At 57.0% G+C, this 22,854-nt stretch carries 18 protein-coding genes; 10 read left to right on the top strand and 8 right to left on the bottom strand.

Annotation, left to right across the window (positions count from 1 at the left end; genetic code table 11):
* Window positions 1-22 precede the first annotated feature (22 nt).
* The 7 genes from H8E27_09360 to H8E27_09330 all read right to left on the bottom strand — a co-directional run bounded on the left by H8E27_09360 (window position 23) and on the right by H8E27_09330 (window position 10,795).
* Entirely contained in the window at window positions 23-439 is a 417-nt protein-coding gene (locus H8E27_09360) for a biopolymer transporter ExbD (protein MBC8325817.1), read from the bottom strand.
* Entirely contained in the window at window positions 436-1,344 is a 909-nt protein-coding gene (locus H8E27_09355) for a MotA/TolQ/ExbB proton channel family protein (GenBank protein MBC8325816.1), read from the bottom strand. Before H8E27_09355 ends, H8E27_09360 begins: the two co-directional genes overlap by 4 nt.
* A gap of 17 nt (window positions 1,345-1,361) precedes the next feature.
* Window positions 1,362-4,118, bottom strand: a complete 2,757-nt coding sequence (locus H8E27_09350; GenBank protein ID MBC8325815.1) for a tetratricopeptide repeat protein — start codon at window positions 4,116-4,118, stop codon at window positions 1,362-1,364.
* 17 nt (window positions 4,119-4,135) lie between these two features.
* A complete protein-coding gene (locus H8E27_09345; GenBank protein MBC8325814.1) occupies window positions 4,136-7,027 on the bottom strand; it encodes a tetratricopeptide repeat protein in 2,892 nt (963 codons plus the stop codon).
* Window positions 7,028-7,234: 207 nt separating this feature from the next.
* Window positions 7,235-8,638, bottom strand: a complete 1,404-nt coding sequence (locus tag H8E27_09340) for a mandelate racemase/muconate lactonizing enzyme family protein (GenBank protein MBC8325813.1) — start codon at window positions 8,636-8,638, stop codon at window positions 7,235-7,237.
* Window positions 8,639-8,685: 47 nt separating this feature from the next.
* A complete protein-coding gene (locus H8E27_09335; protein ID MBC8325812.1) occupies window positions 8,686-9,783 on the bottom strand; it encodes a hypothetical protein in 1,098 nt (365 codons plus the stop codon).
* Window positions 9,784-9,910: 127 nt separating this feature from the next.
* Window positions 9,911-10,795, bottom strand: a complete 885-nt coding sequence (locus H8E27_09330; protein ID MBC8325811.1) for a tetratricopeptide repeat protein — start codon at window positions 10,793-10,795, stop codon at window positions 9,911-9,913.
* A 114-nt stretch (window positions 10,796-10,909) separates the two neighbouring features.
* On the opposite strand from H8E27_09330, the gene H8E27_09325 reads away from it, so the two are divergent.
* The 7 genes from H8E27_09325 to H8E27_09295 all read left to right on the top strand — a co-directional run bounded on the left by H8E27_09325 (window position 10,910) and on the right by H8E27_09295 (window position 18,871).
* Window positions 10,910-11,869: a DMT family transporter gene (locus H8E27_09325; GenBank protein ID MBC8325810.1), complete on the top strand. Its 960-nt coding sequence runs from the start codon at window positions 10,910-10,912 to the stop codon at window positions 11,867-11,869.
* 161 nt (window positions 11,870-12,030) lie between these two features.
* Complete coding sequence (gene argJ, locus H8E27_09320) at window positions 12,031-13,347, top strand: bifunctional glutamate N-acetyltransferase/amino-acid acetyltransferase ArgJ (protein ID MBC8325809.1); 1,317 nt, start codon at window positions 12,031-12,033, stop codon at window positions 13,345-13,347.
* A 1-nt stretch (window position 13,348) separates the two neighbouring features.
* Complete coding sequence (gene argB / locus H8E27_09315) at window positions 13,349-14,209, top strand: acetylglutamate kinase (GenBank protein ID MBC8325808.1); 861 nt, start codon at window positions 13,349-13,351, stop codon at window positions 14,207-14,209.
* Window positions 14,210-14,299: 90 nt separating this feature from the next.
* Window positions 14,300-15,541 (top strand): acetylornithine transaminase, encoded by a 1,242-nt coding sequence (locus tag H8E27_09310; GenBank protein MBC8325807.1) that lies wholly within the window; start codon window positions 14,300-14,302, stop codon window positions 15,539-15,541.
* Window positions 15,538-16,434, top strand: coding sequence for an ornithine carbamoyltransferase (gene argF / locus H8E27_09305; protein MBC8325806.1), 897 nt, complete (start codon window positions 15,538-15,540; stop codon window positions 16,432-16,434). The genes H8E27_09310 and argF overlap by 4 nt, the downstream gene beginning before the upstream one ends.
* 47 nt (window positions 16,435-16,481) lie before the next feature.
* On the top strand, window positions 16,482-17,723 hold the full coding sequence (locus H8E27_09300; protein MBC8325805.1) for a 4-hydroxy-3-methylbut-2-enyl diphosphate reductase: 1,242 nt from the start codon (window positions 16,482-16,484) through the stop codon (window positions 17,721-17,723).
* 5 nt (window positions 17,724-17,728) lie between these two features.
* Window positions 17,729-18,871 (top strand): deoxyguanosinetriphosphate triphosphohydrolase, encoded by a 1,143-nt coding sequence (locus H8E27_09295; GenBank protein ID MBC8325804.1) that lies wholly within the window; start codon window positions 17,729-17,731, stop codon window positions 18,869-18,871.
* Window positions 18,872-18,995: 124 nt separating this feature from the next.
* On the opposite strand, the gene H8E27_09290 is transcribed toward H8E27_09295, so the two are convergent.
* Window positions 18,996-19,934, bottom strand: a complete 939-nt coding sequence (locus H8E27_09290) for a hypothetical protein (GenBank protein ID MBC8325803.1) — start codon at window positions 19,932-19,934, stop codon at window positions 18,996-18,998.
* A gap of 12 nt (window positions 19,935-19,946) precedes the next feature.
* Here H8E27_09290 and H8E27_09285 point away from each other — a divergent pair, with 12 nt between their 5' ends.
* The 3 genes from H8E27_09285 to deoC all read left to right on the top strand — a co-directional run bounded on the left by H8E27_09285 (window position 19,947) and on the right by deoC (window position 22,400).
* Entirely contained in the window at window positions 19,947-20,612 is a 666-nt protein-coding gene (locus H8E27_09285) for a site-2 protease family protein (GenBank protein ID MBC8325802.1), read from the top strand.
* A gap of 52 nt (window positions 20,613-20,664) precedes the next feature.
* On the top strand, window positions 20,665-21,657 hold the full coding sequence (locus H8E27_09280; protein ID MBC8325801.1) for a malate dehydrogenase: 993 nt from the start codon (window positions 20,665-20,667) through the stop codon (window positions 21,655-21,657).
* 77 nt (window positions 21,658-21,734) lie between these two features.
* Window positions 21,735-22,400, top strand: coding sequence for a deoxyribose-phosphate aldolase (gene deoC, locus H8E27_09275; GenBank protein ID MBC8325800.1), 666 nt, complete (start codon window positions 21,735-21,737; stop codon window positions 22,398-22,400).
* Window positions 22,401-22,854 lie beyond the last annotated feature (454 nt).

Genomic DNA, 22,854 nt, shown 5'->3' with positions numbered 1-22,854 from the left:
GAGTTGGGTCGGTATGTTTCGGTTACTCGATGGGGCTGGTATCCCAGGCAATATTCGCGGAAGGAAACCCCGCTTGGCCGGCGGCGGCGAGAGCGGCAGTCGTTTGGCCGTGAAAGGCCTTGGCGTCACCGCGAATCACTACCCGTTGCTCGGGCTTTTCCTTGAACCGGTCAATGAGTTTCACACGGAGGTGATCCAAATCCACAGTCTCCCCCTGCACGCGATAGGATCCGTCCTGCAGGACATTGATGTAATAGGGGCGCTCTTTGCTTGTTAAGGACGATCCTCCGTGACGCGGCAGTTGGACTTTCTCTTCCTTCTCCTCTTTCTCAAAAGTGGAGGTGACCAAAAAGAAAATAATCAGCGTGAACAGAATGTCGATCAACGGAGCGACATCGACCCGCGATTCTGATTCTTCCTGTGGCGCAATTAACTTCATTTCACGTTTATGTCTGTCACCAAGGGTTCGGTTTCCGCAGTTGCCTCCGCTTCATTATCGAAGCCCGAGTCCGTCTGCGAACTTTCTTGGATGTCCTGTTCCGGCGTATCTCCTCCTCCAAAGGGATAGAATTTTCCCAAGAAAGCCTCCGCTTGTCGATTTAAATTTTCGCCAATTTCATCCACCCGATGGTTGAGCCATTGGTAAATAAACAGGAACGGAATAGCAATCGTCAGCCCCGCTGCAGTGGTGACCAGGGCCTCGTAAATGCCCTTGGACAAAATCTCCACTTTGTCCCCTGCCGCGCCCAGGCTTTGGAAGGAAGCGATCATTCCGTACACCGTGCCCATTAACCCCAGCAACGGCGCCACAGTAACCACGCTTTGCAGGGGCTTCAAGCCGCGCTTGAGGCGGCCCATCTGCATTGAGCCTTCGCGGGTCAAGGCATCTTCCACCGCCCCTTCGCCTTCATAAAGTCGCGCCAGCGCCGCCTGGCATATTTTTGGAAAAGCCCCTTGCGGGCGCTGACTGATGTCTGATTCGATTTCGCTTTTCAAATCATCAAAGGGCATCACGTGCGGATTCAAATGCGCCATTAACGTCTCATCGCGTTTTTCGTTATTCGATAAAATTATGACGTACACCTGCACGCCCGCTTTGAAGAAACCGTACAAAGCCAAAAGCGCCAGCGGCCACATCATTAATCCGCCGTTTTTGATCAACTCCCACAGAGTTTTCTTTTCCATCGACACCTGCTCGGGTTGTTCCTCAACGAGGGTGGAATTCACCGTCTCTCCGCCCGCTCCTGCCGGATTGTTGCTGGGTTGGGCCGAAAGCCCGGGCAGGACAAACAGGAAGGCCGCGGAGCACGCTCCGATGAGTAAGGATGATTTAAGAATTTCCATTGGAATCATTTGTAAAACTAATTAAGGCGCTTCAGTTGGGATTTGGCCGCAGTGGCGGCGGGGGTGTCAGGGTAGGTTTTCACTAAGCGTTGAAATTGCTGACGAGCGCGATCCCGATTATCCTGCCGCAAAAAGGACTGTGCCATTTCGTAGGCCGCTTTGGATTGCCAGGCGGGAAATGCGTAGAGCGCTTCCACCTTGGAAAACTCAATGATCGCCTTATCAAACTCTTTCATCTCCAGATAACATTCGCCGAGCAGAAACTGCGCGCGCGCGGCCACATCATCCCGGGTACCGTCGGCCACGGCTTTCTCCAAGGAGTCAATTGCGCCCGGATACTTTTCCTGATTCTGCATCGCCCAACCCAGCCCTTGGTAAGCCGTGCGAATCAAAACATGTTTCGGATTGTCCTTAATGAATTGTTCGTACGATTTTTGGGACGCCGGCCACTGTTCCAGTCGGGCTTCGGTTTCTCCAATTCGAATGAGTGCCTGTTGCTGGAATCGCGCCAGTTCTTGTATCCGTGCCGGCCCAGCTTTCGCCGGGGCTTTGGCGTTCAATGCCGATTTATAATTTTTGAGTGCGGCCTTGTTCTCTTTGTCTCTGGCGTCTCCTTCTTGCGAAATCGCCACCAACCGCCGCGCTTCGCCCGCTTGCCATGCGGCATCGATGGCCAAGCCCACCGGCGGACCCTTTAGCATTTCCTCAAATGCCTCAGCAGAAGCTTCGTGGTTTTTCTCCGAAAAATGCACGATCCCCAGCTTAAACAGAGTTTTCTGGCGCAACATCGGGTTGGGTTTTTTGTCCAACAACGCCGTGAGCCGATTCACCGCGGCGTCCCCGCCATTCTGGCCGCCTTTTTCAAATTCCAGTTCCGCAAGTTCAAAGGCCACATCATTCGCCATTGGGTGGCTCGCGTATTGCTCTAAAAACTCCTTGTAGAAAGGAATCGCCTCGGCGTCCTTGCCGCCAAAGCGCTTGCTTCGGCCGGATTGATATAAGGCCCGATGGTGCAAAGGCGAATCCTCCGACACCTTCTTGTAACTCCTGATGGCGTCGCCCCACTTTTTCAATTCCATTTGCGCCTGCCCAAGGTTGAAGGCGGCTTCGTAAAACATTTTGTGCTCTGAAAATTCAGCGATGAATTCGGCCAGAATTTTCTCCGCTGCACCAAAACGGCCCCGCTCATATTCGGCGATGCCTTGATACAATTTGGCGAGCGGGATAAGCCGGTGCCCCGGTGCTGATTTTTTCAATCCGTCACTCAATTGACCAAATCGTTTCGCAGCCCCGGCAGGATTTCGATTATTCAAATCCGACCACGCCAAAAAATAATCCGCATCGGCGCGAAGCGGATGGCGCGCCGGGATTTTATCAAGCGGCTCCTGAGCTTTTTCAAACCGACCGGCGTTAAAATGAATGATGCCCAGCTTCAATCGCGCGCTGGGTAGCGTCGGACTGCGCGGGCATTTTTGTTCCAGCAATTCATACGCCGCGATGGCTTTGTCAAAATCCGGTCGATCAAGAACCGAGAACGCCATCCCCGCGTTGTGCAACGCCACATCAGCGTTTAATGCCGTTTCGTTTCCCTTGGCAAACGCCATATATAACTTTGCCGATTTGTCCCAATGTTGAAGGCGATGATGGCTGTCGGCCACCAGAAATACCAACTGGCTCAACGCCGGTTCCTTGTTGCCAAGGATCGGTTCCAACGAGGCCAATGCAGCTTCCCATTGCTTCTGCGAATGCTGCAGCTTGCCCGCGTAAAACCGCGCCGTATCGGCCAACTTATGCCGGGCGTTGGCCTTGGCAAACGCATTGAAACGATCAACCGCTTCGATTAAGTGTTCGTCTTTTCCAGTGTAATAACTGTGGAAATAGCAGAGCGCCTCATTGTAGGCGGCGTCCGGTTGCCTTTCATTGTTTCTAAATTTGACCGTGAAGGATTTAAAATCCTTCGCCGCACCCATATAATCTTTGAGTTGGTTCAGGCGAATCATCCCCAAACTAAACAAGGCACTTGATGCGTCATTGCCTTCCAGCTTCGCGCCTAACGCAAATGCCTCGGCGGCGGCCTTGAAATTCCCTGTCCGCTCGAAGGCTTCGCCCGTGAACACCCGCACGCGTTGTTCCGCACCGGTCTTTTGAATCAACGCTTCAAATGCGGCTGCTTTATTGAGAACCGATTTCCAGTCGCTCTGGAAATAGGTCGCCTCTATTAGGCCCAGAAACACATCCGCCGCAATTTGCTTCCGCTCTGCATCCTTATTTTCGCCCAGCCATTTCTTAACATTCCCCTCATCCCAAGACCGGCTAAAGATTCCAGATTTGGAGAAGCCCAGCGAATTCAGGCTGGTTTCAAACGCGTCCTCCGCATCTCCAAAATCAGCCGGCACTTTTTTCATCAGCGCCTGTCCTAACAATAAATTCACCCCCACCGGATTAGGCAGATTTGGTCCGCGACTGTTGGCCGCCGCTTCTAATTCCCGCGCGGCTGCCGCGTAGTCTTTCATATTAAAATAGCAAAGCCCAAGTCCGTGATGCGCGTGGCCCGCCATTTCGTGCTTGGGAAATTTTTTAAAATATTCGAGATATCCCTTGGCCGCCGGCTCCCACAGACCCAGTCCCACCAACCCGGCCGCGCCTTCGTAAGCGGCTTCGGCTGCCTTGTTTTGGGCGGCAATTGTGGATGAAGGCAAAAGCACCATCAGTGTCAGAAGCACCCCACTGATCCAGTGAAGTGTTGCGTGAGAGTTCGTTGAGGGGGTTTTCATTCCGATTTAGTTTTCTATTAGGGGTTCAATTTTTCCTTCGCCTTTTCAGCGGCGCTGGAGTTTGGAAATTGGGTGAGCAGTTTATTTAATCTTTCCGTGGCCTCCGCCGCATCGCCTTTGCCTTCGAGGGCCAATGCTTGTCCTAAAAGCGCATCCGCCCGCCAAGGCTCGTGGAGCTTAAAGGCGTCCACCTTCGCGTACTCGACAATCGCTTCATCAAATTTTTCCTGAGCACGGTAAATTTCGCCACGCAAAAACTGCGCCTCCGCACCCACTTCATCGCCTTCCGCGCCCCGCACTGCGGATGACAGCGAACGAAGCGCGTCGTCGTCTTCGCCCTGCTCAATTTGCACCCGCCCCAGTCCGAGCCGAACTTTGCGGGTGAGTTCGTGACGCGCATTTTTGGTGAGAAAGGATTGAAATGCTTCGTCAGCTTTTTCCCAATCCTTCAACTGACTATGACAATGGCCGAGGCGAAACTGAGCCAATGCCAACCGCCGCCGATCGGTGTCCTCCTCGATAATTTTTCCCAACCGGCCGACGGCCTCTTTATATTTTCCGGTTTCGTATTCCAGCTCGGCCAATTCCAGCTTGGCGTCAGGTGCTTTGTCACTCTCGGGATGATTGGAAATCAACGCCTCGTATTTCTTCCGGGCATCCGCCACTCGGCCCGCCTTGCGTTCGCACCAGGCGGATTGGTAAAGGGATTCATCCTTCCATTCGGATTTGTCGCCCACCGCAAGGTGGCTTTTGATGGCCGCATCCCATTGCTCCTGCCCCGCCTGCGCTTGAGCGAGGAAGAAATGCGCGTCATCCGCCCGTTTGTGATTCGGGAATGCGTTGAAAAATCCCTCATAAGATTTTTGTGCGGCTTCAAATTTCTCAGTGCTGAGTTGCAACTCACCCACCTTTAATCGCGCATCGGCGGCATTCGTGTCTTTAGGGAAATCATTGGCGAGTTGTTCGAGCAACGCGATCGCCTCGTCCGATTGCCCCGCGGCTGCTTCGGAATAGCCCAGATAATAAATTGCCAGCGACTGATTGGGATCGCCTTTCTTTTGCGCCGTGGACTTCAGTACGTTCCGCACCTTGGCGTATTGTTTGGCTTCAAAATAAATCCGGCCGGCCATTACCGCGGCGTGGGAGTGATGAGTGCTCTTGGGATAATCCTCGGCAAGCTGTTCGTAAACAGCCAGCGCATTGTCAGTTTGCTCTTGAGCTTCCAGCGCGTGCGCGGTGCGGATCAACGCCACATCCGCATTGGGGGCGGTGGGGAAACGCGTGATAAAAAGTTGGAAAGAATCCACAGCCTTTGCCCAATCTTCCAATCGATAATGGCAACTGCCCATCAAGAAATCGTATTGTTGGAACGAATTGCCGATGCGTTTTTTGTCTGCCAGATTTTCCAATGCTGCCCGTGCATCCTTCCATCGTTCGCCAAAGAAATGGCATTCGCCAATATGCATTTGTGCTGCTCGGGCTTGGGCGTGATTCGGATGGGCTTTGAGAAATTGCTCAAAGGTTTCAGCTGCGTCGCCATATTTTTCGAGGAAAAACTGATTCTCACCTTGTAGAAAAACCACCGCCGCCGCCTCAAGATGCTTCGGGTACGCCTCCAGATAATTCGTGCACAATGCCAGCGCGGCAGCATAGCGACCGGTGCGGAATTGAGCTTGGGCGCTGAGGCGCAGGATCATTTCCCGTTGGCGGTGTTTCGGGTAGTCTTTCAGCAGCCGTTCAAACGCCGTGGCGGATTCAACGTACTGTTCGGCGCCAAAATAATTTTCCGCCAAATCCAAAAGCAATTGACCCATCAAAACATCACCGCGAAATTGTTTTACCGCGGGCACCAAAATTGCCGCTGCGGCAGCGTATTTTTTTTGCCGCTTGAATACCCGGCTGTGCCACAGGGCGATTGACGCATTCGCCCCCCGTTCCATAGCCAAACCGATGAAGACAAAGTCCGCCTCTTTGTAATTCCGATTTTCTAAATGAGCCTGCCCGAGGCTCAATCCCGCCGCGCTGCGGAGCCGGTGTTGCAGATATTGATCGCGAAATTTGCCAAATAACCCGGCGGCTTCCCGGTAGTTCTTGATTTGGAAATTTAAAAACCCTTCGCGGTACAGCGCGTCGGCCGCGTACTCGCCGGGCAGTTTGTGCGCCGCTGCGTATTCAGGGATTGCCTCTTTGATTTGGCCCAACTCGCGCAGTGATTCCGCGAGGAAGAATCGCGTTTGATGCGCGAAGGGCGCCGCGCCAACTCTTTGCTTCAACGCGCCCAGTTCTTTGGCTGATGATTTGAAATCACGCAGCATAAAACTCGCGTAACCGGTCTGAAATAATACCCGCCCATCGGCGCGCTGTTCTGCGGGCAATGCGGCCACCGTGGCTTTTACTGATTCCCATTTTTTCTGCTGGAATCGCGCTTCCAACAACCCCATCTGAAAGCCATCCAGGCGCGCCGTTGGTTTCAGCTTAAGGCCCGCGAGGAAAGCCGCTTCGGCGTTGGCTGGCTTGCGCAACATCAGCAAACTTTGGCCCCAATAATAGTATGCGCCGGCTTGGTCCGTTGAAGTTTTGCTCACCGCCAACTCGCCCATGAGCGCAGCGGCTGATGCCCATTGCTTTAACTGAATGTACGCAAGCCCCAATCCCCATTTGGAATCGGGAACCCGCGGATGTTTTGGTGCGGCTTTGAGAAATCTCCGGTGCTCCCGAACCGCCAGCGGGAAGTTTCCTTTGTCGTAATAATCTCTGGCTTTAAGGAATATGTTAAGATTCGGATCGCTCCCGTTTTGAGCGGAGACGGAATCGGGCGCGGCAAGGAAAATAACGGCGAGGAAAAGCAATGCACGCGCGTGCCAGCCCAATCCGCGGGGGGAGGTTTGGCAAGGTGCAAGGGTCTCCATAGTATAAGGTCGTTCCAGTTTGTTTTTTCGGCAACCGTTTTTATCAAAAAAAACTCGCAATCCCGCGTGTACGTATCAACGCGGGACAGCTGGAAAATTCGACGTAACGAACGGTGAATCCCATCAATTCCTTTCAACGAATTCGACAGCAGACCGGCGCATCAAAGCGGTTTCCTGCCCATAACACACCGGAAAAATATTGAAAGGTTATTCACATTCGCCGCACACCGCCGCGGCCTCTGGCAATTCGCGCACGCCAATCGCCTCGCCATAGCCGAAACCACTCCCCCCTAACGTGGACAAATCCACCTTGCCCCCGCGCCGCTGATACAGCCCCGGATGCACCGCGGCCTCGACGGTGGAAGCCGCAGGATAAAACTGCATCGCATTCGTTTCCACGCCCATAATTGTGCCCATCTGTGCGGACAGTCGGCAATGCGGCACTTGCGCGAGCATTGGGTTGGTCAAATCCTGTACCATCAGCCCCATTCCGTGTGCTTTCGCCCAGCACGCTGATAGCAGTGCGCCGGTTTGGGTTTTGCAGGTTTTGAGCGCCACGCCGGTCCAGCCCAGTTTGCGTCCCAGCCGCACGTGTTGCCAATCGTGCGCGCTTTCATCTAGGAACAGGGGCTTACGCTTGCTGCAACTGTGGGTGTCGATGGCGTGTTGCTCGAGGTCGTACGGGAACGGTTGCTCGACATACAAAAGCATCTCAAACAATTTCGGGTGCTCAGCGCGCAGGTCATCCAAAATCGTGTTCACATATTCCGGCTCGGTGACGGTGCAATTGAAATCGGTGGTCAACCATTCCACGCCGCCGGCTACTGCGATCTCGCCCACTTTGACAATGCGCGCGTAATCCCACGCTGCATCGGTGCCGCGCAGTTTTATTTTGAGGCACTTGAGGCCGTCGGTTTTTATCCAATCGGCGAGCAACACCGGATGCTCGTCATCCGGTTCGTTGCCGGTCAACTCGCTTTCATCGAGCGGGTCCACCCCGCCGACGAGATGCCACGCGGGTAATTGCGTGGACGGTTCGGCCACAAAAAAATCTTCCGGATATTTTCCTGCGAAGGAAACTGACTCTGCCGCCGGCTCCAAAAATTCCTCCAGCGAACGATTCATCCACTCGGCATTGTACGTTTTGTAAACATCCCGCCCGTGCAAATTTCCAAACGCGTCGTGCAGCGCGATATCAAAAAGTGAATTGCACACGAGCGCCCCGAGCCACGGCATCGGCTCCGTTGCTCCTTCGTTGTGCTGCTCGAGCAGCCCCGGCAAAACGCCTTCAATAAAATCCTGCCCCACTTCCATCGGATGCCCGCTCGCGGAAAAGTCCGCCCACGCGCCGGCCAGTGTTTCACAAAAGGCTTTCATCGCCTCGTGCCGCTCCTTGTAACCCAACGTGCTCGGCCAAACCCACGTGACGCTCAGCGGTGTTTCGCCCCAGCCGTCCGCGGTGCGACCGGCGGCATCGCGAACCGTCACCCGCGCGCGGGCGCACGTGACGTACGTCACCGTCTCCCCGCCAAACTTCAGCGGCATGCGGGTGTGGACAGGTAGAAAATAAAGTGCCGCGCCTATGGCGCGAATGTCTGTGGGTAAGCTCATATGATCGATGATCGCGTGAACGCGAAGGATGAAAACCAGTCGGCCGATTAAGTCGAGCTTTTCTCAGCCAATTCGGCGTCGTCCAGCTCAGGCACAGCGACAATCTTTGGGCGACGGCGTTGTAGAAAAACACCAAACCCAACGAGCCCCACCAACCCTCCGACACTCAATAACATCATCCGCCGCCGCGCCGCGAGGGCCTCGGGCGATTGCGCCGCCGCCAAGGCTTTGGCGTTTTTGATTTGCGTGTCGAGAATGCCCAGATGCACGCGCGCCATATCGCCCGCGCGGATTTGGCCACCGGGGCTGTTGCCGATGAAGCCTTCATTGCGATAGGCGATGCCAAGCGCTTTTTCCACAGACTCACGCGCCTCCACCAGTTTGCCTTCGGCCTGTCGATGGACGCCAATGTAATAATTTGCAAAAAATTCGCGCTTGGAGCGCTCCGTTGCATCGGGCGCGCCCTGCTCCACCGCCAGCCACACATCAGCCTCGGTGAGTTTGCCCGCATAAAAATTATAAAGCGCCTCCATCGGCACGCGTTTGTCCTCGCTCAGATTCACTTCCATCATCGCGCCACGCGCTTTTTCTAATCCATCCAAACGCGCTGTGCACATAAAGTGCCACAACGCCACTTCGACGTCTTGGGTGTTCGCCGTCCAGTGCCACTCGAATTGACTACGCCCTTCACTAAACTGCCCTTGCAACGCGTAGGCCACGCAGATCTGCCAGTGCAACGCCTCCTTTTCAGGTTTAAGGCTAATAAACAGATTCCAATCCGCCACCGCATCCTCCAATCGCCCGGCCTTGAAGTGGTTGCAACCGCGCAGTTGATACACGTCGGCAAAAGTAGGGTCGTACGAAATGGCGATGGTATAATCCTTCACCGCGCGTTCATCGAGGCTGAAGATATCCAGCAATTGCGCACGCTTGATGTAAGCAAAACGATTGGTGACATCCACGCCTACCGCGCGGTCCACCAACTCGAGCACCGCGTTGGTATTGCCCGCTTGCAAGGCGTCGATGGCTTGCAGGAAAAACTCCTCCTGTTCCACCTTGGGAAAAGCCACCGGCTTCTGATCGCGCTGGCCATTTTGCTGCGCCTGAAATTGCTGTGCCGCCACGCCTACCGCAAAGCACAGCACGATCGCACAAATTATTTTGGAATAACCTCCCCTCACCGGTGCGAATCTAAGGCGTTAACCCCACCCCGCCAAGGTCAAGCTATTCACAATGGTGAATATAAATGATCACAATGGTGAATACTTTCAGTTATTTTTCGACTTTGGTTTTTGGGATTGGAATTTTATTCAACTCCGCGTGCACTCGCGCCACGTCACCCATATAGCCATGATTATCCGCCACCGCCGCGGAGAGGCCAATGTATTGGTCGCGCAGTTTCTTTTCCCCCGTCGCCTCGTACCAAAGCCCAAGATAAAGATGCGCATAAAATAATTGCCGTTCCAATCGCGCACCCTTCACCCCGCCCGCGCGCGCCTTGGCCAAAACTTTTTTCGGCGTGCTCTTGCCGCCAAAGAGCGCCAGCACTTCCATCATCGGCACGCGGCCATCGCCCACAATGGGGATGAGTTTTTTCTTCGCTTCTTTAATTCCCTTCGCCCGTGCCAAACACAAAAAATGCCACACCGCATTTTCCACGTCATTGCGGTTCACCGTTTGGTGCCGCTCGAATTGCTCGTAGCCTTTCTTGAATTCGTTCGCATAATAATACGAAATGCCGCGCTGCCAATGATGCGGGTCTTGTCGCGGATACGCTTTAATAAACACGTCGAAATCCGCAATCGATTCCTTGATTTTTCCCAGCTTAAAATACGCCTCGCCGCGTTCCTGATGCGTGTCGGCGACGCGATCATTTTCCGGCTTCAACGCCAGCACCTTCGTGTATTCCGCCGCGGCTTTAGCGTGCTGACCCAGTTTACTGTGGAGCTGCCCTTTGAAATAGTGCAAATTCGCATTCTTCGGCTCCACCTCCACCGCCTTCGCCGCCAGCTTTAGCGCCTCGTCCGTTTTCCCTTCGCGAAACGCCTTCGCCGCCGCCTCCACAAATTTCAGCGCCGCCCCATCTTTATCCCCCCCCTGCACGCAATTAACATTCAAGTTCATCATCAACGCCAAAAAAATCCAAAAAACTTTCATCGGCAAAATTCTAACCACTTGTCCACCATTCGCAACCCAAAACCCTGGCCCCAATCCTGCAACTCAATGTTAAACCCGTGACAAACTGCCCGCAACCGCGTACCCCTTCGCGCGATGTTAGCGGCTTTATTGTGCACGGTTTTGTTTTCCGCCTCCGCCGTTTCGGCGCGGAAAACTACCGAGCACATCGGCGGCACCGAAGCCAACTTCACGCGGCTGATCTTCGCTCCCATCGTGCTCTCCGCCATCGCGTTTCTCTTTTTTGCAATTGGCGCGAAACATTTTCAGCCAGACATTTTCTGGCTGCTCTTTTTAAGCGGCGCCGTCGGCTTTGGCCTTGGCGACATCGCGCTCTTCCAGGCCCTCCAACGCATCGGCTCGCGGCTTACGGTGCTCATCGTCCATTGCGTCTCCGTACCGCTGGCGGTGGGCATTGAGTTCGCGTGGCTCGATACGCTGCCTTCGCTCCCGCAAATCATCTGCGCCGTCGTCATCCTCTCTGGCGTGGCCATCGCGCTCGCACCGCGCGAAAACCTCCACCTCGACCGTCGCACTCTTTGGGAGGGCATCGGTTGGGGACTCGTCGCCGCCTTCGGCCAAGGCTTCGGCGCGGGTGTCCTCGTGCGCGTCATCACCGAGTCCTTCACCGAATTCAACACCCTCACCGGCAGCGACGCCTTCCACGCCGGCCTCACCGTCGCCGTCCAGCGCCAGCTAGGCGGCATGGTTTTCACCGGCCTTTGCCTGTGGGCGCTGCGCACTTATATAAAGAGTCACCCCGATTCCCCCAGCGCCCGCGCCCTCACCAACCCCGCCAGCGACTGGCGCGCCGGCCGCCGCTGGCTCATCCTCAACGCCCTGGCCGGCCCCGCCTTCGGCGTCACCTGCTACCAATGGGCCCTGCTCAACAACCCCACCGGCGTCGTCCTCCCCATCGTCGCCATCACCCCGCTCGTCGTCATCCCGTTTGCTATTTTAATGAAAGAAGAAAAGCCAAGCTGGCGCGCATTGATTGGCGGAGTGATCGCAGTGGGCGGCGTAGTCGGGATGGTGGTTTTGACCCAGTCCCAATGATCGTTGAAAATTCCAAATTCCAAATTGACACCCCCCGCCTTCCCGCCTATATTTCCCGCCGAATGAACCTGCAGACTCAATCCAAGTCTTCGCGTCGACGCCGCCGTTAAGGTTGCGTTGGGTTCTCCTATTCTTTTCCCAATGCTCCCCCTCCCAAAGAGATGAAATCTTTTCATTCCATTGATGGTTCCATTATCGCCCCGCAAGGTTTCCTGACGGCTGGGTTGTTTTGTGATGTTAAACGGCTCGGCACCGGCAAAGGCAGCAACAAAGGGCAAAAACGCGATCTGGCCGTGATTGTCTCCGAGGTACCGGCCACGGCGGCGGGGATGTTTACGACCAATCAAATCTGCGCCGCACCGGTGAAGGTGTGCGTGGACCACATCGCCGACGGAAAGGCGCAGGCGGTCGTCATCAATTCCGGCAACGCCAATGCCTGCACCGGCCCGCGCGGATTGAAGGATGCGCAGGAAATGACTGCGCTCTTGGCCGAGGAATTGTTGCTCCAACCGGAGGATGTACTCGTCGGCAGCACAGGCCGGATTGGTCTGGAGCTGCCCATGCCGAACATCCGCGCCGGCATCCGGCAGATCGTCAAGGAACTCGATGATTCCCCCACCGCGGCGCACCACGCCGCTGAGGCCATCATGACCAGCGACACGCGGCCGAAAGAGATCGCCGTGGAATTTCAGCTCGGCGGCCAAACCGTGCGGCTCGGCGGCATTGCCAAGGGCGCGGGCATGATTCAGCCCGGCATGAGTCCCACCGGCGTGCGGCCCGCGAGCATGCCTCTGCATGCCACCATGCTCGCCTACCTCACAACCGACGCAAAAATTCCCGCCGGCGCATTGCGCAAGTGCCTGCGCGAGGCCGTGGCCAGCAGTTTTAATTGCATCACCGTGGATGGCGACATGAGCACCAACGACACTGTGCTCCTGCTCGCCAACGGTTTGGCTGGAAACAAAAAACTCAGCGCGCGCGACTTGAAAACATTTCAGGCTGCCCTGAATCACGTCTGCCTCGAGCTTTCCAAAATGATGGTACGCGATGGCGAAGGCGTCACGCGACTGGTCACCGTGCGGGTGCGCGGCGCCAAGACGCAGAAGGAAGCCGATGCTGCCGCGCGTGCAGTGGGCAACAGTGCGTTGGTGAAAACCAGCTGGAACGGCGGCGACCCAAACTGGGGCCGGATCATCGATACCCTTGGCTATTCGTCTGCGAAGGTGGTGGAGGAAAAAGTCGACATCGCCTACAGCGCGCCCGAAACCAAGAAGCTAACCTATTCCCTCAAGAAAGGCAGACCCACTCGGACGACCTTTGAGACCTTGTGCGCGGCCGTCGCGCCGACGGAGTTTGACCTGCACATTAACCTGAATCTCGGAAAAGGCCAGGCCACGCTCTACGCCGCCGATCTCACCGAGGAATACGTGGAATTCAACAAGGGCGACATCAGCGACCCCACATCGCTCGGAGGCTGACATGCAGGAACTCATCTCCAAAGCCGCCACATTGCTCGAAGCGCTGCCGTACATTCAGCGTTTTGCCGGGGCAACGTTCGTAGTGAAGTACGGGGGCAGTTTCATGGACAGTCCGGACGAAGCCGTGCGCACGGGTGTTGCGCGGGATGTGGTGTTCCTAGAAGCGGTCGAGATCAATCCGGTGGTGGTGCACGGCGGTGGTAAACGCATCAGCCGCGCGCTGGAAGCGTCCGGCGTGGAGACGCGCTTCGTCAATGGTTTGCGCTACACGGATGCCGATTCCGTGGCGGTGGTTGATCAGGTGTTGTCGCAGGAAATCAATGCCGAGATCGTGGAGATGATCAATTCGCTCGGCGGCGTGGCCAAGGGCTTTGCCGGCACGGATATTTTCACCTGCACCCGGCATGCCCCCGATAATCAGGATTACGGCTTTGTCGGTGAGGTCACTGCCGTGAACACTGCGCCGCTGGAGGAATGCATCGCCCAAGGCATCACGCCGGTGATCTCCCCCACCGCGCGCGATGCGAACGGACAAATTTACAACTGCAACGCCGATGTCGCCGCCGCCCAAGCCGCCATTGCGCTGGCCGCCAAGCGGCTGGTGTTCATGAGCGATGTGCGCGGGCTGCTGCGCGATCCTGACGACGATGCCACGCTCATTTCGCACCTCGACATCGCCGAAGTTGATGAACTGAAACAAGCCGGCATCATCGCCAGCGGGATGATTCCCAAAGTCGACAGCGCCGTCACTGCCATCAACGCCGGCGTCGACAAAGTCGCCCTCGTCGACGGGAGAATTCATCACGCGGTGTTGCTGGAAATTTTTACCAACCAAGGCGTGGGGACGGAAATTGTAAAATGAAAACCATTTCTCACCACAAAGGCACAGAGAACACAGAGGTTTTGAAAATGAACTTCTCTGCGCTCTCTGTGTCTCTGTGGTAAAATTAAAATGAGCGACTCAAAAATCCAACAACGCATTGACGCCCACGTCATCCCGACTTATGCGCGTTTCCCGATCGCCATCACTCACGGCGAAGGCAGCCACGTGCACACGGCCGAAGGCCGACGGTTGCTCGACTTGGGCGCGGGCATTGCCACCGCCTGCCTCGGCCACGGCCATCCTGAACTGGCCGATGCTCTGGCCGAACAAGCAGGCAAGCTGACGCATATTTCCAATCTGTACTACACCGAGCCGCAGGGATTGCTTGCGAAGAAACTCACCACGCTCGCGGGCGGCAAAGGCAAAGTGTTTTTCTGTAACAGCGGCGCCGAAGCCAACGAGGCACTCTACAAACTCGCGCGACTGCGCGGCCATGAGGAGGGTCAGTTTGAAATCCTAACCACACTCGGCTCATTTCACGGGCGCACACTCGCGGGCATTGCGGCCACCGGCCAACAGAAGGTGAAGGACGGGTTTGCGCCAGCCCTGGAAGGCTTCCGGCATGTGCCCTATGGCGATCTGGACGCCATGCGCGCGGCCATCACGCCGGCGACTGGCGCGATTCTTCTGGAGCCAATCCAAGGCGAGAGCGGCATCAATTGCGCCACGCCCGAGTATCTGCTCGGCCTGCGCGCGTTGTGCAATGAACGTAATCTGCTGTTGTTGCTCGATGAAGTGCAATGCGGCCATTTTCGAACAGGCAATTTTTTCGGCTGGCAAACCATCATGAGCGCGCATCCGGACTTCGCGCCGGACGCCTGCTCGATGGCCAAAAGCCTCGCAGCCGGTCTGCCGATGGGCGCGATCTGGGCGAGCGAACCGTTGCAGGATGTGCTCGGCCCGGGCACGCACGGCACCACCTTTGGCGGCACGCCGCTGGTCAGCGCGCATGCACTCAAGGCGCTGGAGATCATCGAGCGCGACGGCCTCGCGCAACACGCCGTGACGCTGGGGAACCATTTGGCCGGGAGAATCCAAACGCTGATCGAGGCGCATCCCACCGTGCTGAAGGAAGTGCGCGGGCTCGGCCTGATGATCGGCATCGAATTGGCCGAGGGCATCCCCGCCTTTGCCGATAGCAAACGGCCCGCTTCCGTGCAAATCGTCGAGCGACTCCACGACGCTGGTCTGCTCACCATCCCAGCCGGCGCGCGGGTCTTTCGTCTGTTGCCGCCATTGAACCTTTCGCAAACCGACGCCGATGAAGGTCTCGCCATCATCGAGGGTGTCATTAAGGAACTAGCATCATGAAACATCTGTTAAGCATTGAGGCGATGGACACCGCGTCCATCGAGACCATTCTGGGAAATGCCACTGTCATCAAGGCGCAACGCGGCGACAGCCAACACCAACCGCTCGCCGGCCAGACGTGGGCGATGATTTTCACCAAATCCTCCACGCGCACCCGCGTGTCCTTCGAGACCGGCATCCGCGAGCTCGGCGGCGGCGTAATGTTTCTCAACGCCAACGACCTGCAACTTGGTCGTGGCGAACCCATCCAAGACACCGCCCGCGTGCTCGGCCGCATGGTGCACGGCGCCGTCATCCGCACTTTTGCCCAGAGCGATGTGGAGGATTTCGCGGAACACTCCGGCATCCCCACCATCAACGCCCTAACCGATGCCGAGCATCCCTGCCAAATCTTGACTGACATTTTCACCTACCAGGAAGCCCGCGGCCCGATCGCCGGCAAGACCGTCACCTTCATCGGCGACGGCGCCTGCAACGTGCCCATCAGCTGGATCTGGGCCGCTGATAAACTCGGCTTCGAGCTGCGCATCGCCGCACCCAAAGCCCACCAGCCTTGCCCGGACCTCATCACCAAGGCCGGCGGCAATATCACCGTCACCGAAGACTGCAACGCCGCCGCCGAAGGAGCCGACCTACTATACACCGATGTCTGGGTCTCCATGGGCATGGAAGAGGAAACTGCCCAACGCGAGCAAGACTTCGCCGGGTACCAAATCAATCAAGCCCTCGTCGCCCGCGCCAACGAAGGGGCCCTCGTCATGCACTGCCTCCCTGCCTACCGCGGCAAGGAAATCGACGCCCCCACCCTCGAAGCCCACGCCGACACCATCTTCACCCAAGCCGAAAACCGCCTGCACACGCAGAAATCGATTTTGAATTGGTTGGTGAGTTAAGGGATTCATCTCGACCCTGCCAAAGACACTGTGCCAAGCTGACGCCGATGGCCCCTGAAGCCCCCAATCAACCCGTATCCAAACCGAAGCCCAAGCGCATTAACCTGCGCCGGCCGGATATCATGGAGCAAGTGAAGGCGCAGGTGCTGACGCATTATCGCAGTGACTTGGTCGATCGACTGCGGGCCACAGGCGAAGTGACGAGCGTTGACGCGCGGATGACGATTAAGTTGGCGAAGGAGTTTGGGTTTTGTTACGGGGTGGAGCGTTGCATTGATTTGGCGTATGCGGCGTTGAAGGTTTTCCCGGACAAGCCGCTTTATATTCTTGGCGAGATTATTCATAACCCCGAGGTGAACGATCAGATTCGCGATATGGGGATTCGCTTTCTTTCGGGCCCAAACAAGGTGGCGGATATTGATGATCTCGGCGCGGATGACGTGGTGATTATTCCGGCGTTCGGCACGGAGGTGGCCACGTTGGAGAAGCTCAAGGCGAAAGGTTGCCAGTTTGTGGATACGACCTGTGGCGATGTGATGAGTGTTTGGAAGCGTGTGCGTAATTACGCCAAGGAGGAGGTCACGAGCATTATCCACGGCAAGGCGTATCACGAGGAAACCAAAGCCACGAGCAGTCAGGCGACCGCCAAGAACGGCCATTATCTCGTGGTGCTCACGTTGGATGAAACGGATTACGTTTGTGATTACATCGAAAACGGCGGCGACAAGGCGGCGTTTCTGAAAAAATTTGAGGGCGCATTTTCGGAAGGCTTCGATCCCGATCAACATTTGAAAGCCGTGGGCGTCGCCAACCAAACCACGATGATGCGCAACGAAACCGAGGAGGTGCAGCGCCGCATCAAATCCGCCATCGAACGCAAGTTTGGCGAAGAGAAAGCAGAAGACCATTTTCGATTTTTCGATACCATCTGCGGTGCCACGCAGGAACGACAGGACGCGCTGGACGTGCTCCTGCAAAAACCAATGGACCTTTTGCTCGTCATCGGCGGCTACAATTCCTCCAATACCGCGCACCTCGCCGAGATGGGCGAAGGCGTGCTGCCGACATTTTTTATCAAGAACGCCGACGAGATGGCGGATGCCAATTTGATCCGCCATTGGAATCAGCACACCAATCAAGTGGACGAAACCCGCAACTGGCTGCCGGACGGCACGTTGACCATCGGCGTCACCGCCGGCGCCTCGTGCCCGAATAATCTTATTGAGGATGTGATTTGCCGATTGCTCGAATTGCGCGGTTCATCGGCGGATGAATTTCTTTCCAGCTGAGGGCCATGCCCTATTCCCGTTCCCAACTCGAAGACAACGAGCGCAAGACGCTTTCGCCCTTCGCGCAGTTCAGCGCTGATTCCCGCGGGCGGGCGCACGCCGAGGAGCCGCATCAGTGGCGCACGCATTATCAGCGCGACCGCGATCGCGTCATCCACTCCCGCGCGTTTCGGCGGTTGGAATATAAAACGCAGGTTTTCTTGAATGGCACTGGCGATCACCTGCGCACGCGGCTCACGCACACGATGGAAGTTGCCGCCGTCTCGCGAAACATCAGCCGCGCGCTCGGCCTCAATGAAGACCTCGCCGAGGCCATCGCGCTCGCGCACGATCTTGGCCACTCGCCATTCGGGCATAAAGGCGAGAGTGCGCTCAACGCCTTGATGGCTGATCACGGCGGCTTCGAGCACAACCGCCAAAGTCTCCGCATCGTCGAGGAGTTGGAGCAAAAATATCCCAATATCAACGGCCTCAATCTCACGTGGGAAACACGCGAAGGGCTCATCAAACATTACACCGCCTACGATCACCCCAGCAAACGCGAAGGCTTCGACGCCAAATCCAGCTCGCTCGAGGCGCAAGTCGCCAACCTCGCCGATGAGATTACCTATTACAGCCACGACCTCGACGACGGCCTCGACGCAAATTTACTTTCCGAAGAGGAACTCAAAACGAACGTCAAACTCTGGCGCGACGCCGATGCCGCCATCCGCGCCGAGCACGGCGAACTCGCCGACGAATGCCGCCGTTACTTCATCATCCGCTGCCTCATCGACAGCCAAGTGCACGACGTCGTGGAAACCAGCGGCGCGCTCATCCACAAAGCCGGCGTGTTGAGCGTTGACGAAGTGCGGCTGCAGGAAAACCCCCTCATCCAATACAGCGCCCAACGCCGCGAAACCAATCTCGAATTGCGCGAGTATCTTTACGAAAATCTGTACTTCAACCCCGTCGTGCACGAGCCCAACAAACGCGGCGTGAAATTGCTTGAGGAACTCTTCGCGTATTTTCTGGAACACCCCGAACAAATCGGCAGCCAATCCCGCGCCCGCATCGAAAGCGAAGGGCAACACCGCGCCATCTGCGATTACCTCGCCGGCATGACCGATCGCTACGTCGTCATCGAACACGAGCGGTTAGGGCTATAAGTAAACGCCGTGAGGCAGGGCGTGCTCTCCGGGCGTGAGGCAGGGCGTGCTCTCCGAGCGCGCCGTAGCGGTTTCGGAGAAACCGCCCTACCATTTCTCCTCTGCGCACTCTAGGCCTCTATGATTAATCCAACAGCGCGCCGTATCGCACGCCGCGCATTGATGGGCGCAGCGTTTGAAATCCGAACTGCTCCATGACCGCTTCGTAAATGGCGGCTCCCATGAGCAGAACATCGGCCCGATTGGCGGACATGCCCGGGAGTTCCCGGCGCGCCGCCAGCGGCAGCGACCAGAGCTTATCCGCGAGCTGTCGAATTTCCCCGACGGTCACCTCGCGCTTTTCGATTTGTTCGATCGACAGATCACGTGTTCCTTCCAGGAGCCGAGTGAGAAACTTCGGCGAACCGCCGGAAGCTACCAGCATACTAGGCAATGGGATGCCGCGCAATTGCGGCACAACGGCAGTTTGTAGAAATTCAATGATGGAATTGCGAACCGCCAATCGGTCGGCCTCAGTGGGCGGATCTTGGGGGGGAAACTTGTCCAGCCAGCGCACCGTGCCGAGCGGATGGCTTGCCTGTGTGAGCAAATTGCTCTCATTGGCCACGAGCAGCTCGGTGCTTCCCCCGCCGGCGTCCATCACCGCCACTGTTCCGTCTGCAAAATCCGGATGCGTGCGCACCGCACGGAGGATCAGGTTCGCCTCTTTTTCACCCGAGATAATTTCCAACTCGAGCCCATACGCGGCAACCGCCCGCGCGAAGTCCGCGCCATTCGCCGCCTCGCGGGCGGCGCTGGTGGCGAGCACCCGAAGAGATCCCGCGCCGAGTTCGGATGCTTTTGCGGCAAATTTGCCGATCACACGGGCAGTTTCATCGATGCGCTCCGGTTGCAGTTTGCCCGTTTCGAACACCCCTTTGCCCAGCCGGGTTTGTTTGCCCTTTGCCTTCACGGGCAAGACTTGCCCTGCCGACACATCGGCAACGAGGAGTTTCACGGAATTACTGCCCACATCGATCACGGCGCGGCGGTTTTGGGTTTGGTGTTCAGGGGGAGTGTCCATTAGATTGCGCGCGTGTTTGCGTTCTTCATCCAAAATCTATTCGAGCCCGAGAAGCAACTGTTTTTCGGTTGCGTGGTGGTCACGGTCATCATTTCCATTGTGCTGCACGAGCTGGCCCACGGCTGGGCCGCCATCTGGCAGGGCGACGATACCCCGCGCCAAATGGGCCATATGACAGCGGATCCCATGGTGCACATGGGCGGGTTTTCGATCCTGATGCTCGTACTGGTGGGCATGGCGTTCGGGTTGATGCCGGTGAACCCGCGTAACTTCCGCAGTCGCTATGGCGATGCGCTGGTTTCAGCGGCGGGCCCGGCGATGAATTTTCTATTAGCATTCATCGCCCTCACCGCGCTTGCGATTTGGATAAACACTGCAGGCGGCGCGATTGAAGGCACGGCGCGAAACGGTCAATACTTCCTGCAAATTTTCGGCATCACCAACATTGCCCTTGGCATTTTTAATCTGCTGCCCGTGCCGCCGCTGGATGGCTCGACGGTGCTGGGAAATTTTGTGCCCGCGTACAAGCGCTGGCTCGACTCGTTAGGCAATCCCACTTGGATGCTCTTCATCGTGTTTATGATTCTGTGGAATGCGCCGTATGAATACAATCCCTTCGGCATCGCCAACAATGTGATGGACGCTTATCTGTCATTGTTTGGGCTGGGCCGAGGCTAACGCTTGCACGCGGTGCAGCCGACGGGCATACTCCGCACCTTTAATGACTGAAATGAGCAAAACTCCTATTCGAATTGCGGTGACCGGTGCGGCCGGTCAAATTGGTTATGCACTTTTATTCCGGATTGCTTCGGGCCAAATGTTTGGGCCGGATCAACCGGTGGCGCTGAACCTCATTGAGATCGAACCCGCCCTGCCCGCGCTGGACGGCGTGTGTATGGAGCTGGACGATTGCGCCTTTCCACTGCTCACCGACATCGTGCCCACCGCGGATTTGAACACCGGCTTCAACGGCGTCAACTGGTCGCTTCTCGTCGGCAGTGTTCCGCGCAAGGACGGCATGGAACGCGGCGATTTGCTGGGCATCAACGGCAAAATTTTCACCGGCCAAGGTCAGGCCATCAACAACCACGCCGCAAGCGACACACGCGTGTTGGTCGTCGGCAATCCGTGCAACACCAACTGCCTGATCGCCATGAACAACGCGCCGGACGTGCCCAACGACCGCTTCTTTGCCATGACGCGCCTGGACGAAAACCGCGCCAAAACGCAGCTCGCCCAAAAAGCCGGTGTGCCGGTCACCGCCATTTCTAATATGTGCATTTGGGGCAACCACTCGGCGACGCAGTATCCGGATTTTACTAACGCGCAAATCAACGGCGCACCCGCCACCGACACCATCGCCGATCGCGAATGGCTCGAAGGTGAGTTCATCAGCACCGTCCAAAAGCGCGGCGCGGCGATCATCAAAGCCCGTGGCCTCTCGAGCGCCGCCAGTGCGGCCAATGCGATTGTGGGCAGCGTGCGCTCCATCACCGAGCCTACTGCCAAAGGTGATTTCCACAGCGTCTGTGTTTGCTCCGATGGCAGCTACGATGTGGAATCCGGATTGATTTCCTCTTTCCCCTGCGCCCATCGCGACGGCTCATTTGGGATTGTGCAGGATGTCGCCATCGACGATTTCAGCCGCGCCAAAATCGATGCTTCAGTGAATGAACTGAAGGAAGAGAAAACGATGGTGGCCAATCTATTGAATTCACACTGATAGGCAGGATATTCAGGATTCATTTCAAAAATTCCTGAGCATCCTGAACATCTGTGTTCAATCCATTTTAACAATCTATGTCCGACCTCGCCCAATTTATTGACCACACGCTGCTGAAGCCTGACGCCACTCGGGCGCAGATTGAAACTTTGTGCGCCGAAGCCGCCGAGCATCATTTTTCCACCGTGTGCGTGAATGGCAGTCGGGTGGAATTGGCATATTCGTTGCTGGAGGATAGCGACGTGCAGGTAGCCACGGTGGTGGGGTTTCCGCTGGGGGCGACGGAGGCGGATGTGAAGCGCTACGAAACCGAAGCAGCGATTGACGCGGGCGCGGGTGAGATTGATATGGTGATGAACGTGGGCCGCTTCAAGGATGGCGACCACGATTTTATCGTGCGCGAGATTCGCGATGTCGTGGAAGCGGCGGATGACCGCGTGGTGAAAGTAATCCTGGAAACGTGCCTGCTTTCTGATGACGAAATCGTGCAAGCGTGCAAACTGGCTGTCCAAGCACAGGCGCATTTTGTGAAAACCTCCACCGGCTTCGGCAGCGCGGGCGCGACGCTGGAACACGTGCAGCTGATGCGCGAGACGGTGGGCCAATTCGCCGGCGTGAAAGCCGCCGGCGGCATTCGCAATGCCGCCGATGCGCGTGCGATGATCGAGGCCGGCGCCACGCGATTGGGCACCTCCGGCGGTGTGGCGATTGTGGGCGACACGGAAAACCCTAACGGGTATTAACCAACACGCCAGCCCCCTGCACGGTTGATGATTGAATTTGCGTCACAACTCCGGTAGACTTTTGGCAACCTCCGCTGGTGCTTTAGCCCCAAAATGGATCTAAAATTTGCATGCCCAACCTGCCGGACTGAGTTGACCGTGGACGACACCGCGGCCGGCCAATCCTTTGCGTGCCCCTCGTGCAGCGCCAAGGTCACCGTGCCCGCCAGCCAACCAACGCAATCAACCGCCAGCCCGCCGCCCCCGAGCAAACCCGCCCGCGCAGCCAGCCCACCACCGCCCCGCCCCCCCCGCGGCCCCGCCCCCCCCCCCCCCCCCCCCCCACGCCCCCCCCCCCCCCCACCCACCCCCACCCCCCCCCCCCCCCACTCCCTTCCCCCCCCTCACGACCACGCCCCCCCACACCCCCCATATTCCTCCCGCTTTCATCCGGAGCACCCACGGCTGAACACCC

The sequence above is a fragment of the Limisphaerales bacterium genome (assembly GCA_014382585.1).
Lineage (GTDB): Bacteria > Verrucomicrobiota > Verrucomicrobiia > Limisphaerales > UBA1100 > JACNJL01.
The sequence above is the reverse complement of the archived record's forward strand: the minus strand, read 5'-3'. Positions and strand labels throughout refer to the sequence as shown.

Coding starts and splice junctions, on each gene's coding strand:
- H8E27_09360 (MBC8325817.1), bottom strand. CDS start 439: ATGAAGTTAATTGCGCCACAGGAAGAATCAGAATCGCGGGTCGATGTC.
- H8E27_09355 (MBC8325816.1), bottom strand. CDS start 1,344: ATGGAAATTCTTAAATCATCCTTACTCATCGGAGCGTGCTCCGCGGCC.
- H8E27_09350 (MBC8325815.1), bottom strand. CDS start 4,118: ATGAAAACCCCCTCAACGAACTCTCACGCAACACTTCACTGGATCAGT.
- H8E27_09345 (MBC8325814.1), bottom strand. CDS start 7,027: ATGGAGACCCTTGCACCTTGCCAAACCTCCCCCCGCGGATTGGGCTGG.
- H8E27_09340 (MBC8325813.1), bottom strand. CDS start 8,638: ATGAGCTTACCCACAGACATTCGCGCCATAGGCGCGGCACTTTATTTT.
- H8E27_09330 (MBC8325811.1), bottom strand. CDS start 10,795: ATGAAAGTTTTTTGGATTTTTTTGGCGTTGATGATGAACTTGAATGTT.
- H8E27_09325 (MBC8325810.1), top strand. CDS start 10,910: ATGTTAGCGGCTTTATTGTGCACGGTTTTGTTTTCCGCCTCCGCCGTT.
- argJ (MBC8325809.1), top strand. CDS start 12,031: ATGAAATCTTTTCATTCCATTGATGGTTCCATTATCGCCCCGCAAGGT.
- argB (MBC8325808.1), top strand. CDS start 13,349: ATGCAGGAACTCATCTCCAAAGCCGCCACATTGCTCGAAGCGCTGCCG.
- H8E27_09310 (MBC8325807.1), top strand. CDS start 14,300: ATGAGCGACTCAAAAATCCAACAACGCATTGACGCCCACGTCATCCCG.
- argF (MBC8325806.1), top strand. CDS start 15,538: ATGAAACATCTGTTAAGCATTGAGGCGATGGACACCGCGTCCATCGAG.
- H8E27_09300 (MBC8325805.1), top strand. CDS start 16,482: ATGGCCCCTGAAGCCCCCAATCAACCCGTATCCAAACCGAAGCCCAAG.
- H8E27_09295 (MBC8325804.1), top strand. CDS start 17,729: ATGCCCTATTCCCGTTCCCAACTCGAAGACAACGAGCGCAAGACGCTT.
- H8E27_09290 (MBC8325803.1), bottom strand. CDS start 19,934: ATGGACACTCCCCCTGAACACCAAACCCAAAACCGCCGCGCCGTGATC.
- H8E27_09280 (MBC8325801.1), top strand. CDS start 20,665: ATGAGCAAAACTCCTATTCGAATTGCGGTGACCGGTGCGGCCGGTCAA.
- deoC (MBC8325800.1), top strand. CDS start 21,735: ATGTCCGACCTCGCCCAATTTATTGACCACACGCTGCTGAAGCCTGAC.